The 15,670-nt window shown below is 40.6% G+C and carries 18 protein-coding genes; 4 read left to right on the top strand and 14 right to left on the bottom strand.

The features are described 5' to 3' along the window. Positions 1-259: 259 nt before the first annotated feature. On the top strand, positions 260-751 hold the full coding sequence (locus H5185_RS16930) for a DUF1097 domain-containing protein (protein ID WP_124015388.1): 492 nt from the start codon (positions 260-262) through the stop codon (positions 749-751). A 120-nt stretch (positions 752-871) separates the two neighbouring features. Here H5185_RS16930 and H5185_RS16925 read toward each other — a convergent pair whose 3' ends face one another. The 4 genes from H5185_RS16925 to H5185_RS16910 form a co-directional block, all read right to left on the bottom strand. Further along, on the bottom strand, positions 872-1,336 hold the full coding sequence (locus H5185_RS16925) for a DUF2846 domain-containing protein (protein WP_182742685.1): 465 nt from the start codon (positions 1,334-1,336) through the stop codon (positions 872-874). 134 nt (positions 1,337-1,470) lie between these two features. Continuing rightward, positions 1,471-2,604, bottom strand: a complete 1,134-nt coding sequence (locus H5185_RS16920; RefSeq protein ID WP_182742684.1) for a nitroreductase family protein — start codon at positions 2,602-2,604, stop codon at positions 1,471-1,473. A 679-nt stretch (positions 2,605-3,283) separates the two neighbouring features. Beyond that, positions 3,284-3,736, bottom strand: a complete 453-nt coding sequence (locus tag H5185_RS16915; protein ID WP_124015385.1) for a DMT family transporter — start codon at positions 3,734-3,736, stop codon at positions 3,284-3,286. A 10-nt stretch (positions 3,737-3,746) separates the two neighbouring features. Further along, positions 3,747-4,181, bottom strand: coding sequence for a DMT family transporter (locus H5185_RS16910; RefSeq protein ID WP_182697620.1), 435 nt, complete (start codon positions 4,179-4,181; stop codon positions 3,747-3,749). Between the two features lie 95 nt (positions 4,182-4,276). On the opposite strand from H5185_RS16910, the gene H5185_RS16905 reads away from it, so the two are divergent. Next, positions 4,277-5,215: a LysR family transcriptional regulator gene (locus H5185_RS16905; protein ID WP_124015383.1), complete on the top strand. Its 939-nt coding sequence runs from the start codon at positions 4,277-4,279 to the stop codon at positions 5,213-5,215. A gap of 714 nt (positions 5,216-5,929) precedes the next feature. Here the strand turns inward: H5185_RS16905 and H5185_RS16900 are convergent. The 7 genes from H5185_RS16900 to H5185_RS16870 form a co-directional block, all read right to left on the bottom strand. Next, positions 5,930-6,532: a class I SAM-dependent methyltransferase gene (locus H5185_RS16900; protein WP_124015381.1), complete on the bottom strand. Its 603-nt coding sequence runs from the start codon at positions 6,530-6,532 to the stop codon at positions 5,930-5,932. 110 nt (positions 6,533-6,642) lie between these two features. Then, on the bottom strand, positions 6,643-6,822 hold the full coding sequence (locus H5185_RS16895; protein ID WP_182742683.1) for a hypothetical protein: 180 nt from the start codon (positions 6,820-6,822) through the stop codon (positions 6,643-6,645). Positions 6,823-6,919: 97 nt separating this feature from the next. After that, positions 6,920-7,324, bottom strand: coding sequence for a DUF1801 domain-containing protein (locus H5185_RS16890; RefSeq protein WP_182742682.1), 405 nt, complete (start codon positions 7,322-7,324; stop codon positions 6,920-6,922). Positions 7,325-7,470: 146 nt separating this feature from the next. Then, on the bottom strand, positions 7,471-7,977 hold the full coding sequence (locus tag H5185_RS16885; RefSeq protein ID WP_182742681.1) for a GNAT family N-acetyltransferase: 507 nt from the start codon (positions 7,975-7,977) through the stop codon (positions 7,471-7,473). Positions 7,978-8,219: 242 nt separating this feature from the next. Then, positions 8,220-9,650, bottom strand: a complete 1,431-nt coding sequence (locus H5185_RS16880) for an amidohydrolase family protein (RefSeq protein ID WP_182742680.1) — start codon at positions 9,648-9,650, stop codon at positions 8,220-8,222. A 248-nt stretch (positions 9,651-9,898) separates the two neighbouring features. Then, positions 9,899-10,888, bottom strand: coding sequence for an alpha/beta hydrolase (locus H5185_RS16875; RefSeq protein ID WP_182742679.1), 990 nt, complete (start codon positions 10,886-10,888; stop codon positions 9,899-9,901). Positions 10,889-11,234: 346 nt separating this feature from the next. Further along, positions 11,235-12,467, bottom strand: coding sequence for a hypothetical protein (locus H5185_RS16870; RefSeq protein ID WP_182742678.1), 1,233 nt, complete (start codon positions 12,465-12,467; stop codon positions 11,235-11,237). 191 nt (positions 12,468-12,658) lie between these two features. Between H5185_RS16870 and H5185_RS16865 the strand changes: the two genes are divergently transcribed. Both H5185_RS16865 and H5185_RS16860 read left to right on the top strand, forming a co-directional pair. Then, entirely contained in the window at positions 12,659-13,054 is a 396-nt protein-coding gene (locus tag H5185_RS16865) for a cupin domain-containing protein (protein ID WP_182742677.1), read from the top strand. A gap of 36 nt (positions 13,055-13,090) precedes the next feature. Continuing rightward, positions 13,091-13,900, top strand: a complete 810-nt coding sequence (locus tag H5185_RS16860) for an AraC family transcriptional regulator (protein ID WP_182742676.1) — start codon at positions 13,091-13,093, stop codon at positions 13,898-13,900. 418 nt (positions 13,901-14,318) lie between these two features. Here the strand turns inward: H5185_RS16860 and H5185_RS16855 are convergent, their stop codons facing one another. From H5185_RS16855 to H5185_RS23045, 3 genes are all read right to left on the bottom strand, one after another. Then, positions 14,319-14,615: a hypothetical protein gene (locus H5185_RS16855; protein WP_124015373.1), complete on the bottom strand. Its 297-nt coding sequence runs from the start codon at positions 14,613-14,615 to the stop codon at positions 14,319-14,321. A gap of 130 nt (positions 14,616-14,745) precedes the next feature. Further along, the gene (locus tag H5185_RS16850; protein ID WP_182742675.1) at positions 14,746-15,111 is read right to left on the bottom strand and encodes a cupin domain-containing protein; all 366 of its coding nucleotides are present in this window, start codon (positions 15,109-15,111) and stop codon (positions 14,746-14,748) included. A gap of 104 nt (positions 15,112-15,215) precedes the next feature. Then, the gene (locus H5185_RS23045) at positions 15,216-15,626 is read right to left on the bottom strand and encodes a hypothetical protein (protein ID WP_259396244.1); all 411 of its coding nucleotides are present in this window, start codon (positions 15,624-15,626) and stop codon (positions 15,216-15,218) included. Between the last annotated feature and the right edge of the window lie 44 nt (positions 15,627-15,670).

Here is a 15,670-nt window from a genome sequence, read left to right as displayed (position 1 = left end):
AAAATTCACGGGAAACCATAAAGTAGAAGCAACAATATATTAAGATTCGCAGCTGATTTTTTGATAAACATCGTTGTTAATTCTTGTTAACTCAAATGCTTATTAAGCAAAAATGACGTAGCCAATAATGTTTGGTTTTATTAGCCTTTGCGATTATTTGCGAACTGGATCGAGTTTTATAAGACAAAACTGCAACAACCTCATTTATTGTGCTAAATTTAGAATTCAGAGTTCTAAGTTTATCTTTTAAGAGGCGGCTATGGCCCATCGTTGGCAAATTGCAATTTCTGCGGGTTTATTAGCGGCTATTTGGGCTGGAGTTGCTGATGTGTTTCATCTGGTAACCTGGGTCGGGTTTCTCGGTTGCAGTACTTTCTTCGCTCAAACTGAATCGGGCGCTAAAGGCATGATAATGGCGATGATGACCAATCTTTCCGGCGTATTCTGGGGATGGTTAATTATTGCGGGTAGCGGTGTTTTGGGGTCGCCCGTAATAAGCTATGCATTAACGGGAATTGTTACTGCGCTTATGTGCTTACAAGCCAGTAATAAAAACTTTGCTTTTATTCCCGGCACATTTATTGGCTGTTGTATTACGTTTGCCCTAAATGCAGATATCGCAGCCATTATTCCACCGCTCGTTATAGGCGCTGTACTCGGTTACAGCATGAGCTTACTCACGAGCTTATTGATAACGTTAACGGATAAAACAGCTGAATCGTTGAAAGACAAAACCATAGAAGAAATCTAAATACAAAGCAGATTAATTATAAAATAGCTCGCCTATTGACTCATATGTGCCAATTACAATGGCCAATATGATCAATGATTAGCGAGCACAGCCCTGTCGTAAAAGCGACGCTATGCCTTGTTAGTTTGTCTTAGTCTCAAGTAACTCTTGTAATGCCGTTTCTTGATTAATAAGCCCAAGCGAGTAATTACCAGAAATACTTGATACGCCGCCCACATAAGCTGCATTGGCAAGCTCAGCAGTTAAGCGAACAAAATACGTTTTATTGGCTTGAGCATCAAAAGAGATTTGCAATCCACCGGCACGCCAATTGGACATAATCCCTCCTTCTTTAACTGCAATTATCACCCTACCAGGATTAAGATCCAAAACATGGTAGCCTCCGTTGCTGATATTGAAACTGTCGACACCATTTAGCTGTATTGTCGGAGCTGCTGCGCCATCCAACATGGCCCAAGGACGATAGAAATATACTTTAGCTTTATTTGTCTCGGGCGCTTGCGTTTGAGTAAATTTAGGGCCAGTGGCACTACAAGCGGTAAGCGATGCAATCATAACTAGCGAACAAATAAATTTCTTCAACATCGACTACGCTCCTTATCACCTTAAATTAACGCTCGCATCTGCGACACTATGTGGCATGCATTTGTTAGCAATATTCACTATTTAAATTCTATAGGTATACTTACAAAGCTTAATAAAAATTGGTTTAGTTCATATCAATCTACGATCCAGCTTATGTCATAGTGTGGAAATTCAGGAACAGCTTCAGACGCTCTTTCTTTAGATGAAAGCACTGCAAAATGGCCACGTCTATTCAGAGCCGCACAACCGGTTTCCCAATTCGCACACCAGATGCCAAGAGCAACAGCGGCGTAATACCGTGAACTGATAGAAGTGCAGAAATCAAAGCGAATGAGTTTTTCTTCACCATTAATTTGCTCTGTTACGGCAGCAGAGCGGGTAGTCTGTCCATTGTATGAAGACGGTGACCACTGACAAACCTCATAGCAACGTCCATAATCACAATAGGGATTGGATTTAGTATCCAGCGGCGTCTCGAATGACGGATCGGCAAAAAACAGTTCCGATAACGGTAAACGTTTATGCATTAACTTATTAAACAAACGAATAAATAATGGCTTATACATAGAATCATAGCCGATTGCACACACACAAATAACATGATCTTTTGTTGGGTCGATCTTATTACCGAGGTGCTGCAGAATGCTTTTATTATCAGCGCCAGGTCCTATCCAACAAGTTGCAATTCCCATACGTGTTGCTTGAATAACAATTTTTTGCAAACTTCGACCGACATCTATTATTGATAAGCGATCATATTCGCGTGGAGCAATGGCAACTAAAAATTCGTGTGCACCAACCACTGGCCAAACCGTTAATGCGGCTTTGATATATTCAAACCGAATGGTTTTTTGCCCAAGTAATTGACTTGGTTGACTATGAAACTGAACCGCCTTAAGTAATTCAGTATGATGTTCCGTCGTTAAATTGCGAGACTGAAATGAACGGCATGATTTACGAGATCGCATCAGATCAAATACATCAAGATGGTGTTTATTGGCAGGTACCTTTTCGGTAGGATGGAGTCCATATTTAACCATAACAATGGTGCCAAAGAGCGCGATACTCAACAATGTCGCCAGACCAAGCGGCAGCCAAAACAACAAAGCTTGCCAATGCCCAATAATCCAGCCAATCCCAGCAATCAGTAGCAATACCAATATCCATATTGCATGGATAATATATTGTAACCAACCACTAAATTGAAGCCTTAACTTTAGCTTCCATATCGCACTATCTTCAAAGGACCATTGTTTTTCTAATGGCATATAGCTCTCCCATACACTTAAAAATGCGCTTGAACACATGTAGACATTAACTTAAGGAGCCACTATCGCTCTGTGTGACTGACTAACGCCTAACACATTGCTCTGCCGCAAAAAATAATTGGCAATTTTTACCAATACGCTGGAGTACAAAAGGTAGCAACGGTTTTGTATGAGTAGCAGTGACGTCTTATATGCCTAATTCTTGATAGAGGCTGTTTTTTTAAAACCAACCGTCTTTCGAAGATATCTGTCCATTTAAACCACATTTTCACCGCGGGACAACATTTTTAATTCCTCACTTTGGTGCATTTCGAATAACAAATCATGAACGCCTGAGTCAACCACATCGGTTACCCTTTGTTTCATTAGATATTTTTCTATGGGTTCAGATATTTTTTCATTTGAACTTTTTATAACGGCTCAATAACAATGACTAATTTCCATGTCCAAGTCCAAGTCCAAGTATCGATTTAACGTCACTAACTGGTGGATAGATTAATTTGCTGAATATATCTAATTTATTCATAAGTGATTAGCTCTCTTTTACTTATAACGCCGCCAAAGCGCAAAGCGTTAACCGTCCGACTTGAGTCGCTTGTATCGCCAAACGACTCTCAACGTCACTTAAATACGCTTTAACACCCGATCAAATAACAATAAACTGCAATGTCATCCAGCTTTATTCCACGTTGGCTTGGTTACTGGCATGGATATAGTACAGCGCGATAGCTAAACAGATAACCGCCGCTATTCGACTTGGTGAAAACACTATCGCGTCATTGCCGAACCAGCCGAAATTATCGATTAACATGCTCATTAACAGTTGCCCAAAAATAACGGCTACGGTTGCTACCGCAGTACCAATTTTTTGCACCGCAAACACCATGATAACTATGTATGGTACGCCGCACATCGCGCCCAGCAACTGCCATTTAGGTACCTCTAGCAAAGTTAACGAATGCGCAGGTTCAAAATAAAAAATAAGCAGACCTGTCACCAAGGCGCCTAACGAAAAGGTTAAAAAGGCACAACGAAATACGCCGACTTTACTGCCAAGTTGTCCATTAATTGCCGCTTGAATACTCAATGTTGCGCCACCGATGACCGCCAACATAATCATAATAAATGTCATTACTCCCCCCTTAACCCTGTGCCATTAAAATAAGTGCTGCTACGATAAATCCCAGTGCGATAAGCCGTTTTCGATCAATTGGCCGCGGTTGACTGGCAAATAAGCCAAAGTGATCAATGATCAGACTCTTCGACACTTGGCCGGTTAAAATCCCTATCATAGTCATGGCGATACCGATTGCTGGCGCAGTAATGGTTAAAATCACAACGTATATTGGCCCTAATATTCCGCCAAGCAGTGTCCAAGAAGGCTGGGAAAAAAATGACGGACTATTTCTTGGGCTGAAAAAGAGCATCAAGATAAAGGTTAACGCCGCACCTACCCCAAATATGCTAAAGGTTGCCCATAGCTCACCCACCTCAGCCCCTAACGGACCTAACAACCCTGCTTCAACGGATAATCCCATCCCGCCGAGCACCACAAGTAAAATCAACATCAACTGCATAACTGAACCCCTAATCATAAAGCGCGCATCATAACCTAGTGCTTTAACGCGAAAAATGGGATAATACAACAAACACCTTTGCAGGAATTGCACAGATGAACGATGCAAGCTCAATCAATATCAGAGCGTTAAAGTTTTTTATCGAAGTTTATGAAAGTAAGAGTTTCTCTATTGTTGCACGCCGTGAAGGTGTCTCGCCGTCTATGATATCAAGAGTGATTCAGCAGCTTGAAGAGTCACTAGGACAGCAGCTATTTTACCGCAATACCCGCGCAATTATCCCAACTGAAGCTGGCAGGATTTTTAACGATTACGCCCGCTCGATGACCGAGCAATTAAATGAAGTTCGTAATGAATTACAAGATAGGGCGACCGAGCCAAAAGGTTTAATAAGAATTAATGCACCCGTTTTCTTCGGCCAGAAACACATAGCCCCTTGGTTGGCAGGCTTTTTAACTCAATATCCAAAGGTGCAAGTTGAGCTCATTCAAACCGACGATTTCATCAATCCGCATATTGACGCCGCAGATGTCATCTTTCGAATCGGCTCACTTGCTGACTCAACACTTCATGCCCGAGTACTTGGAGTACAGCGCTACCATTTGGTCGCCTCTCCGGCATATTTAATCAAGCACGGCACTCCCGAAAAACCTAGCGATCTCACTCGCCATCACTGCCTAGTGTATAGCGGTTATTCTGGGCAAAATCGCTGGTTATTCAGAAGCAATGCAACCACTTGGCTTCACCAAGCCGTAACGCCGACACTGGTATCGAACAATGCCGAGTCATTACTTATCTCAGCGTTAAATGATAGCGGGCTGGTATTATTCCCTAATTGGTTAATCGGCAACCATTTAAACAATGGCACACTGGTGTCACTGCTCAACGACTATCAACCGACAATTAAAACTGGACCACAGAATATTACCGCTATTTATCCTAATGCGCGTCGCCCACCGTTAAACGTTAGGGTACTGATTGATTACTTTATTGATGTTTATGGCACACCAGCCTATTGGGAATATCAAACTTAAAGTTATTTTGATCAATTACTTCAAGCATGAGGCTAGACAGTTATTTGCTTGCTGTGAACATGTCAGTTCGCCATAGAATATTCAATAATATTGGAAACAGTGAAACCATACTTGAGGAAGGTATAAGCACGTTTTTCTTGCAGGTATATTTCACAGCTGGGATGTTTGAGGATGATCTTAAGAGTTTGCTTTTATGTTTATCAATCGCCTCCTCAGGATATGTGCAAGCACTTGATTAAATGTTTATTCGAGTGGGCTTTAATGATGATCCTGATTAACGGTTAACTTATTTTGGAAAACATGTCAGGATTTGAAACAATTAGAATATGTAACCTGAACTAGTTATAACTGCATCCATAACCGGGCTATTGCAAGCTAATTCAACGCAATTAACAAGGCAAAAGACTATTTAAGAGACGTTTGCGATACCGAGTTCAGGTTATGTAATATTCTTATTAGCAGTGCACTTACTTTTTACCTTTGCTACAACCCATTACACCGATAACTTAACTTAACACTATAATATCTAGATAAAAATCGATTTTAAGTGTAGTGAAAACTGTACCGATAGCAGTTAGCATTAAACTCAATGAAAAATAGTGACTCTTTGATTTTTAAAATATGTTAAATCAAACACGGATAAGTTATAGGGTTTAAAAGCACACACTATAAAGCCTGCCAACGCCTTAAGAAGAACAATACTTTTGCAATTTGTTAGATTTTTTGTGCGATAACGGCATACCTATGCCAAGACTGATGCTCTCCATCAGGACCAACACCCAAACTTTTGTGTTCAGTATAAGACTCTATTCTATAGCCTCGAAACAAATTGATAATTTCACTTTCTGATACTACGAGCACATCCGGCCAATAGGCCTCCTTGTTATAATTAGGGCCAGCCATTGTATCTTCGCACCCGACAAACGAACCAACGAATATCCCACCAGGCAGTAATGAGCGAGTAATCTTGTGCCATACTTCATCGAACTTATTTTCAGGACAAAAACACAGACTTGAGTCAGCCACTATGAGTGAAGCTGAAGGGTATGTGAAAGCATCAAACGTACTTTGTGATAACCAAACGTTTTTGTCACTACCAAACCGCCTTTTACAGCGTTCAATAGCTTCTGATTCTATATCAAAAGCATGCACTTGAAACTGCTTAGATCGAAGGAACGCAATATCGCTTCCTGAACCACAGCCACAATCAATCGCTATCTTACGGTCACCAACTAATTCTATCGCTCGCTTAAGATCATCTCTAGTTTGCCGATTTTCTGTTGCTTTGAAGTACGTAGATATTTCTTTGGAAGGCATTCAATGGCTCCGAGTGTAATATAACGCCCAATAATGGGCAGCTAATCGTTTGTTAACATGCTGTACGAAGTGAACCAAGCAAACTGCAACAGCCCCACTTGAATTGCCTATTAGCGTGTATTTATCAGAATATTCAGTAACTCTTCAACATAGAAGTAATCTTTTTGCTGCTGAGTTAGCTTAATGAATGTTTTTGCCTTTGGCGCATACAAATGAACATCTACAGTGTCAGCACTATAATAGCCTCTAGAGTTCGTTATTTTACCTTTGTATTTGATGGAATAAACCATAAAGGTTCCAGCCTCTGGCGTTTATTCTTTACAAGATAACACCTCAGCATCTTGGATAATTGCACCTTCAGTGCAATCGTCACCTTTCCAATGTCCCTCAAGCGCCAAGCAAAGGTAGATGTTTCAAACTATGGTACTTCAATGCCATTTGGAGACAATGGCCTAGAGGCCCTTCTTTGATAGCAGCATCCAGAGGAACCACAATCGCACGTTTCCCCTCATATGCGAATTCATCTCGATATATCTCCCTGAAGGTTTCAATCAATCGAGTCTGGCAATGGAAATATACCTTTATAGAATCAGGATCTTTTGGCTTCCAGTCCATTCGAATCGTCGTGCCGCCTTTTACAAGATAGCTGGCCTCGCCCCACTTAAGCGTTTCTTCAACAGCACCCAAGTCGTTTTCTTCCGCAACGGCAAGAATGAGATGACGAATGGCGTTAAGCAGTCTTTGCGCTTCAGCGGGGTAAGTCGCAAATTTTGCCTGTATTTCTGCTTTCACTGGGCCTCCAATTGCAATACACGTAACACAGCGTTAAGCGATGAGCAACGCGACGGCCTAAACTAAACCATTGCACTTTAAACACCAAACTTAACTTGAGCTGAAACCACCAAGCATGGGGAATCAGTCTTGAACACTTTTTTAAATTACAATAACTTGAAGAAGTAGACCGTTGCTTCCAACTCCCCTGTAGAGCTACGAGCAAATTGAGGGATTTGACCTGCCTCGGTGTAACCAATTGAACGATATAACGAAGAAGCTACGTCGCCTAACCGAGTATCTAACACAAGTAGTGACAAGCCCATTTCAGATGCGGTACTTTCCATTAGCGACATCAGCTTTTTGCTCACGCCTTTACCTCTAGCCCTCGTATCAACCATGAGTTTTTCAACTTCTCCTCTATGTGCACCATTAGCTTTAGCACAAAGAGATAATTGAACGGCGCCAATGACATTATCATTGTCATAGGCTAAAAACAGCTTTCGAGTACCCGACTCAAGTTCTGTTTCAACAGACTCCCAATATGATTTCACTTCTTGGTCATTGATTGGTGTTAAGAAACCGACAGAGGCACCACTCACGATACAATCAGCAAGTAACGAATGTAATTGCTCAACTAAACCCGATATCGAACTGACTTGTTTTATTTCCACAAAACTATCCTTGTATTTAACGCCCTAATAATGAGCACAAAATTGATGACTAAAATAAGCGAAGTACGATCAATAGTCAGCTGTTTTTAGTCCTTTGAAATGACTTAATATGTGCTCGTTTCGATCGCTGTCAACGATTCGCATAATCATCCTTGAGCATATAACGCTAACGTAATTGGTGCGAGTTTACGAGCGTCCTAATTGACGCACCTGTTAAATTAAAATAATCACTGCCAATATTGTTAGGGCATTGCTCGTGAGATAATGTCTTCAAGCAACCTCCCCATACTTATGTATAGATTTGATGGTTTCTCTGCGGAGATTCTTAATGCCGATAATTCACTGCTGTTGATCCATTGCCCGGCCTTAATAACCGCAATGGGTGCAGCGAGTGCTTGCAAATCATCTAAAGGGTTCTCTTTTAGCACAACCAAATCAGCTACCTTGCCAATCTCTATAGAACCGTATTTATCGTCAACTCCCAATGCGGTTGCCGCATTGATAGTCGCAGCCCGTAAGACCTTTATTGGCGATATTCCCGCTTTCACCATCAGTTCAATTTCAAGGTGAGTTGATAACCCTGGTGGCATATATAAAGTTCCGCCATCAGAGCCTAACAATAATGTCACCTCTTGTTTATCCAGCTCCCTAACGATGTCAAAAAGAAACTGCTCCTCTTTGCTATTCCAGTCCGCTTGTTCCTGCGATGCTCCTAGCCATCTTTTAACGCCAAACTCAGCATTAATTATGCGATAAAGAGGATTTAAGGTGTTCAACGGCAGGCTATCGACAAACGCGGCTTTGTCTTGGCTTAATTTGGTCAAGTGATGGAATGTCGCCAATGTCGGAGTAACAGTCGGATTAATCGCCTTTAATTGGCTCACCCAAATGGCCATGCTGTTTTGATCAAATGAAAAATTAAGCGGGCCTTGAAAAATATCTTCTACATGCTCCAGAGATTGCAAGCCACTGTTAGATTGCAATCCAAGCCCATCTATCGGGTTCGGGCCATGCTTGGCTATGGGGAAATCCAACCGGCTGGCTTCATCCGTGATGGCTTCAAAAACCTCCTTATCTAAGTAGCCATAGGCTTTGATAAAATCATATCCATCATCTTTATATTTTCTAACCAGTTCACGTGCTTTTGCTGGTGATATCACTACCTGCTGAAGAGCATGTGCATATCTTTCACCGTCTAAAACGGGGGATGACGTATACAAATTGCTGCCGAGCCAATCACCTCTGTTTAACTCACTTTTCCATCTAAGGTGCATGGGTAACCCTCTCATATTCCTCACCGAGGTAACGCCATATGCGAGGTACAAGGCTAGGTATTTTCTGTCATGCAGATGAACGTGCATATCAAACAGGCCGGGTACGACGTATTTGCCGTGCAAATCGATCACCCGAGCATCTCGACTTTGGCTAGATGTTTTTTCTCCAATAGAGACGATCCGGCCTTTGGAAAGGTAAATTCGTTGATTTCTTATTGTTTTACCGGTTAATACATCAATGTAATTTGCATTGTCGAGTACAATATCTTTCGTATTATCAACGGCGTGCAAATCGTTAGGCATTTCATAAATTGATATTGGGATGGCGAGTAATATCAGCGCGAGTACACATAACAGCGATAGGATTGTATATTTCAGCAAGTTAATGAGAATCTTCATATTAATAAGCCAATTTGTAAACTTGGATTTAACGCCCGCAGAAAACGGGCGAGTTTTTGATGGCGATGGTTAGCTGACCTTAGCATCTCACTGTAATACAACATCTTTCAATTGTGTTATTTCAATTTTTATCTTTATATGAGCTCAAAGCTTGATTGAAATAAGAGTTTGTCTTGGGTTGGTTTGCTGACTTTTCATCCAACAAACCAATTCTTAGCTACTAAGAGCCAGATAATGCAAAATTGCCGCTACTGAATCGCATTTCTTAACCATGGACCAATAAAGTTGGCAGCATTCAACATAATTGAAAAATGATTTTCTTTATCCACTATTTCAATTTCCTTGCGAGCGTCTTTGCAACTGTATTTTTCTGCGAACATAGTGACTTTTAATGGATCAAATGCCTCATCTTGCCTTCCTATCCATAAGCCAAATTGATGTATATCAGATAATTGAGAGTCAGGTGAATGAGGGGTCACAGCGTTCGACATATTAACAGTGTTAAACGGGACAATTTCAGGGTTATCTCTTAACACAGAATCTGGAAAATTGAATTTTACTGCTTTTGAATGACCGAAAAATAAACCACCGCTCATCGTATTGATGACAAAGTCAGAGGTTGTTACTGTAGAAAACTCGAAGCGTTTACTCTCACCAGCATCGTAATTAGTTTCTGAACGATAACCAAAATATGGCGCTAGAAATACATAGCCATCAATCTCAGCTCTTTGATCCCAACTAGAATAATTTAGCGCTAAACCAGCACCACTTGAGTGACCACCAACAAATAGAGGAAGATTTGGATATTTATCACGAGCAACGTTAACCATTGTATTAATGTCTAACCACACTTGTTCAACCTGTGGAGTATCACCTCGATTTCCGCCAGATCCTCCATGACCTCGTATGTCTGGCATATATACAGCGATATTAAAATTATCACGTAAACCCGTACCGATGTGATTGTAGCTAAGGCCGCTATGAGCACCTGCGCCATGATAAAAGATTAACATTGCTTGGGGCTGTTTTGGCAGATAAGCACGATAGGCCAAGGAAACATCATCACTTGCCTGTACATAATTAATAGGCTGTAATGGCTTTTTAGGGGCATTTTTAATCTCAACAAGTGAGAAAAAGCCATTAGTACTTTGCTCATCAGAGCTAGCGTGCACATTATTTACAAGAAAAGTAAATAACAGTGTTATCAAAGCCTTCATCGCTATGGGGTTAAAGTTCATTAATTAATAGTTCCTTAAATAAAACCTTTTCAAAGTGAGAATTTTCTATTCGCTCAACCATAAAGTGCATAGCCGGTTTGCACAACTAACGTCGCGATATAACGTCGCTGTAATTTGCGACTTAACACGCTGAGTAAAGCCGTCAATTATTGTGAGCTAATATATGCTCACAAAAATGACGACCTCATCGACTAAAAAGCCGTATGAATAAACCGTCTGGGCTTCAAATATAACCACCTGCATGATTATCACCAGACTAATGAAAATGGTTACTCTTCGATATAGCGACCGGACCGGTACTCCTGATAATGAGCTCCGGTCTGATTAATTGTGGCAATTTTTCGTCCTAAAAGCGATCCTGCAAAACCAAGGTGCCGCACATATCAACACCGCTAGACGTCCAACAGATTTCGACATGCTCTGCTTCGCTGCTGAGAAAGCCCCTAATTTCATCAAAGTTAATTTCATTGATTTTATTACCGTTTATGTTGGTAACCACATCGCCTAGGGCAATCTTGAGTGCCTTTAGGCCAGCGGTCTCCCCTAAACCCTTTACTAATCCGCCATTTCTATGCGGCTCTAGTTGCAAACCACTTCGGTCAATAAAGGTTTGAGGGTTAAACTGTATATTCTTTTTCAGAGCTAAGTAGCCATTTTCATAATTGAAAACCACATCAAAATTTCGCAGCAGACCACTACCAATTAAGCCAACACCATTGTCGTCTTCGAAGTCAGGTAGATCATGCACTGCGATATTTTCAAAGCTTGTGCCTGCTATCTGAAAATAATTAATCCGGCTAGTTTTTACCGTATGTTCGCCATTAAAATTCTTGGTATTACTTTCAAAGTAGGAAGATGGAAAATTAAAGTCGGTCGCAAGTAACGAATTAATGTATAGATAATCGGGAGCGCCAGTATCTACAACTAAATCATAATGGGCTGGCTGCCCTTGCTGATTAGGTATTGCACCTGAAACGTAAGGGATTCGGCCATGAATAGCCATGGGTAACTTTACCCACTCAGTTGATGTTAAAGCGGTCGAACTATCTTTAATAAAGGTAACCGTTTTGTCTGCATAATTGATACGAGTCATGTATCGATTGAGAATATCAAACCCAATAGCACCATCAAAGTAAGCTTCATCATAAGAGCCAAATAAAGGAGATTGATCGATGGGGACCTGAATAATTGTCATTTCCGATAACGTTATCTGACCGATAGTAATCTCCGCATCGTTGACTACATTAACTTTCCGACCTTGCAGATCTATTTGCATCTCAAATGACAGTGGCTGATCTTTGGTTTTTTCAGTTTCAAACAATACCGTCGCTGCGGCCCCTGAGTCGAGCGCAAAGCGCAAATCCTGCTGGCCGTTTAAGGCTATATTTATGATAACGTGACCGTCATGCCATTCAAATGGTACGGTGAAACTGCTATCTGCCCCATGCCAGTCTTGCTTGGCAAATTGATTACCGCTTTGCAAGTTAATCAGCCCAGTGACACCGCAACCGGCGAGTAAAATGATTACCAAGTGTAAGAAGGATAGCTTTGCAATGCGCTTTGAACCTTTAAATTTCATTTTGACGACTCTCTAATAAATACATATCAACTGTGATATCAAATATTACGAGAAGCCATGGGCATTTTATAGAACGATATTGCGGCGATTGAGGCTATAAATACGCCGGTAAAATCGCAATATCGTTCTATAAGTTTCAGGTTTATCAACTATGCTTGGCCTACACTAAACCAATACAAATTGAAGTCGTTATGAATCGAAAATTAAATGTCTCAGATTGCTTCGATATGTTTTCAGACACCTTTACCCCAAAAGTACTTTTAGATGTTAACGATTCTAGGATTATGCTGGTCAAAATTATAGGCGATAAGATACCTTGGCACTGCCACGCTAACGAAGACGAGTTACTTTGGGTAATGAAAGGAAATATCGTCGTGCACACTCGAACCGAGTCAGTGCATCTCTGCTCTGGAGAATTGTATATGGTAGCGAAAGGGATAGAGCACAAAGTGACTACAAATGAATTGGCCCAAGTGTTGTTGATTGAATCAAAGTCATTTAAGCATACTGGTGAGACTGAAAGCGATATAACTCAAGCCGCTTTTGAATATTTGCTAGAAAATAATATCGCCACCTCCCCATCATGATATATTCAATCATCGGAACTAAAGTACGTTAACACTATGACGACCCCAAAATTGAGCACATGGTTCAACACTGCTGTAGGCGACAAACCTCGTATTGAGGTGAATTTGGTTGGCTTTACTTTTGCTCCGCATCGACATGATACTTATACTCTGGCATTAACCACCACTGGCGTACAGTGCTTTAATTACCGAGGAAGCCTGCGCTATTCTTTACCCGGTGAAGTCGTTGTTTTACATCCTGATGAATTACATGACGGGTTAGCGGGAACAGATGCTCCTTTCGGTTATCGAGCCATTAACATTGATCCTGTCGACGTACAAAATATTTTGCAAGGGCATCATTTGCCATTTTTACCTAATGGCGTGACAGGCAAACCCTGTTTAGTCGATATTGCACAGAGATTCTTGACTGAGTTCCAACGGCCACTAGAGCCGTTAGAATACCAAGACCTTATCTATGATTTTGCCATGGCCTTACAAAAAGAAACCACAATACATCACAAGCATACGACAGCCAATTATCAGGCTATTCAGATGGCCAGGGAATATATCGATGACTCGCTAGATAATGACATAACATTGGATCAGTTAGCCATGATTACAGGCTACAGTAAATGGCAAATCACTCGAGATTTCAGATCATTGTTTGGCACAAGCCCTTATCGATACTTAACCTTAAGACGTCTTGAAAAAGCCAAGTCACTTATGTCGCAAGGAATACCCATTGCGCAAGTTGCACAAGATTGTTTTTTTTCAGATCAAAGTCACTTTACTCGCCAATTCAAGAAAAGCTTTGGCACAACGCCAAATATGTGGAATAAGTTGAACGAAAGTCCCCAGCGATAAGCGCAGTTAACATAGCATTTTTGTAAGTAACGCCAATTTCTGCTTTATTTTTGCACCACAAAGTCCAAAATCGGGCTTTCACTGTGGCATGCTAAAGGCTGCACATTTTCAAACAAATGATGAAACGTTCACGGACCGAAATTGGGGCGTGAGTATGAGATCTCAATTGTTTAAAGTGCGACAATACATACAAGGCTGAATCAACGACTTTGCTATAGCCAATGCCTATCAAGGATGTATCGCCTATTTTTAGCAAAGTGACCATATTGCATGTTTTGATTTCTAAGAGCACGACGATTTGACAGCTAAATGACAGACGAGGTAGATGAATTTGTTGATTGGTTTTAATTTGACTGCAAAAGCAGTCAAATAAGCTAGGCTCGCCGATTGACTGACGCCAGGCTCATATGTGTTAGCATTACTCTTTAATACGCCAACCTTTTGATTTTATACATGAAGCGTTTGCGCTAAAAAAAGATAAAAGTTGAACACTCGCAAAAGCTATTTCAGGCTCTTCTGAGTTTTCAGTTAATGTTGTACTCCTAATGCCTTGCCTAGCTTCTAACGCGCATTCACTAGCTTCTTTTCGAAACAGTTCGTTGTCAGCTGACATCTCACCGTATTCGTTATGAACGACAATTGGTGGAGTCGTTGAGCAAGAGCAAATCATAGACAGTATAAAAGCTAAAGATAGTATTCTTGTTTTTATAATCATAACTTTTCATCAAATCCTTGTAATGATAACGCCTATTTAAAGGACTAATAATTGTTTGCTAAAATGTACAGCAAAGCGGTATCGAGCAAAACGTTACGAGTCATGCTTTAAATTCTCGTTAGCTGTAACTTTACACCCATACATCATTTTCGGCTGTTAGCTCACTACCTGCATCACCAGTGTTAACAACACCTTTAGGTTCAACAATCATTATTTTACATTCACTGTTAGCAACTGGTTTATGTTCTACACCTTTAGGGATTACAAACATTTCTCCGGAGTTTAGAGTTACTAGACCATCACGGAACTCTATATTAAGGATACCTTCCAAAACGATGAATACTTCATCAGTATCAGGGTGATCATGCCAAATAAATTCGCCTTCAACTTTCACTAATTTGAATTGGTAATCATTCATTTCTGCAACAACACGAGGAGACCAGTGTTCAGTAAATTTCGAGAACTTATCTTTAAAATTTATAGCATCAAACTTCATTTTTACTCCATACATTCATTTACTGATAATGCCGCAATTTGCGGCTGATTTTTTGAGCGGAGCGAGAAAAACAGTCCGACAACAGCGCCTTGTTAACTGCAAATTTATGATTTAGAAATAATTTCACTAACTGCATGAGATACATCTTCCTTTATTACTGACTCTTCGATAATTGGTATGACCCATGAAGAACCTACCATCTCTAAAGAGGAACGCCAGTCTTTCCATTGCTCACCTCCAATGGAATCAAGATTATCAAGCCCAAATCGATAAGATGCCCCCCACTGAGCAATCGAAGGCAACTCAGGGTCAGCACTTTGAGCACCTAAAACAAAAGGACGATCTATTTCGCCTGGCATGATTGCAAAATAATACTCTACCTTTTCGGCCCTATTTCGAAATTTAGAGATAATCTTCATTTTCCACCGAGCAGTTAACGAGCCTGTAGAATTACTCGTTTTTAAATTTATTTTGATTAATGAATAAACAATATCTGAGTTTATATTTTGATTCAATTATTTAGTGGTACTTAGATTATTATTTAGCATGCAGTTTTGTT

The sequence above is a fragment of the Shewanella sp. SG44-6 genome, from assembly GCF_014164185.1.
Lineage (GTDB): Bacteria > Pseudomonadota > Gammaproteobacteria > Enterobacterales > Shewanellaceae > Shewanella > Shewanella vesiculosa.
The sequence above is the reverse complement of the archived record's forward strand: the minus strand, read 5'-3'. Positions and strand labels throughout refer to the sequence as shown.

What these genes read in the sequence shown, in the direction of transcription:
- H5185_RS16930 (WP_124015388.1), top strand. Translation starts at nt 260, where the DNA reads ATGGCCCATCGTTGGCAAATTGCAATTTCTGCGGGTTTATTAGCGGCT.
- H5185_RS16925 (WP_182742685.1), bottom strand. Translation starts at nt 1,336, where the DNA reads ATGTTGAAGAAATTTATTTGTTCGCTAGTTATGATTGCATCGCTTACC.
- H5185_RS16920 (WP_182742684.1), bottom strand. Translation starts at nt 2,604, where the DNA reads ATGCCATTAGAAAAACAATGGTCCTTTGAAGATAGTGCGATATGGAAG.
- H5185_RS16915 (WP_124015385.1), bottom strand. Translation starts at nt 3,736, where the DNA reads ATGACATTTATTATGATTATGTTGGCGGTCATCGGTGGCGCAACATTG.
- H5185_RS16910 (WP_182697620.1), bottom strand. Translation starts at nt 4,181, where the DNA reads ATGCAGTTGATGTTGATTTTACTTGTGGTGCTCGGCGGGATGGGATTA.
- H5185_RS16905 (WP_124015383.1), top strand. Translation starts at nt 4,277, where the DNA reads ATGAACGATGCAAGCTCAATCAATATCAGAGCGTTAAAGTTTTTTATC.
- H5185_RS16900 (WP_124015381.1), bottom strand. Translation starts at nt 6,532, where the DNA reads ATGCCTTCCAAAGAAATATCTACGTACTTCAAAGCAACAGAAAATCGG.
- H5185_RS16895 (WP_182742683.1), bottom strand. Translation starts at nt 6,822, where the DNA reads ATGGTTTATTCCATCAAATACAAAGGTAAAATAACGAACTCTAGAGGC.
- H5185_RS16880 (WP_182742680.1), bottom strand. Translation starts at nt 9,650, where the DNA reads ATGAAGATTCTCATTAACTTGCTGAAATATACAATCCTATCGCTGTTA.
- H5185_RS16875 (WP_182742679.1), bottom strand. Translation starts at nt 10,888, where the DNA reads ATGAACTTTAACCCCATAGCGATGAAGGCTTTGATAACACTGTTATTT.
- H5185_RS16870 (WP_182742678.1), bottom strand. Translation starts at nt 12,467, where the DNA reads ATGAAATTTAAAGGTTCAAAGCGCATTGCAAAGCTATCCTTCTTACAC.
- H5185_RS16865 (WP_182742677.1), top strand. Translation starts at nt 12,659, where the DNA reads ATGAATCGAAAATTAAATGTCTCAGATTGCTTCGATATGTTTTCAGAC.
- H5185_RS16860 (WP_182742676.1), top strand. Translation starts at nt 13,091, where the DNA reads ATGACGACCCCAAAATTGAGCACATGGTTCAACACTGCTGTAGGCGAC.
- H5185_RS16855 (WP_124015373.1), bottom strand. Translation starts at nt 14,615, where the DNA reads ATGATTATAAAAACAAGAATACTATCTTTAGCTTTTATACTGTCTATG.
- H5185_RS16850 (WP_182742675.1), bottom strand. Translation starts at nt 15,111, where the DNA reads ATGAAGTTTGATGCTATAAATTTTAAAGATAAGTTCTCGAAATTTACT.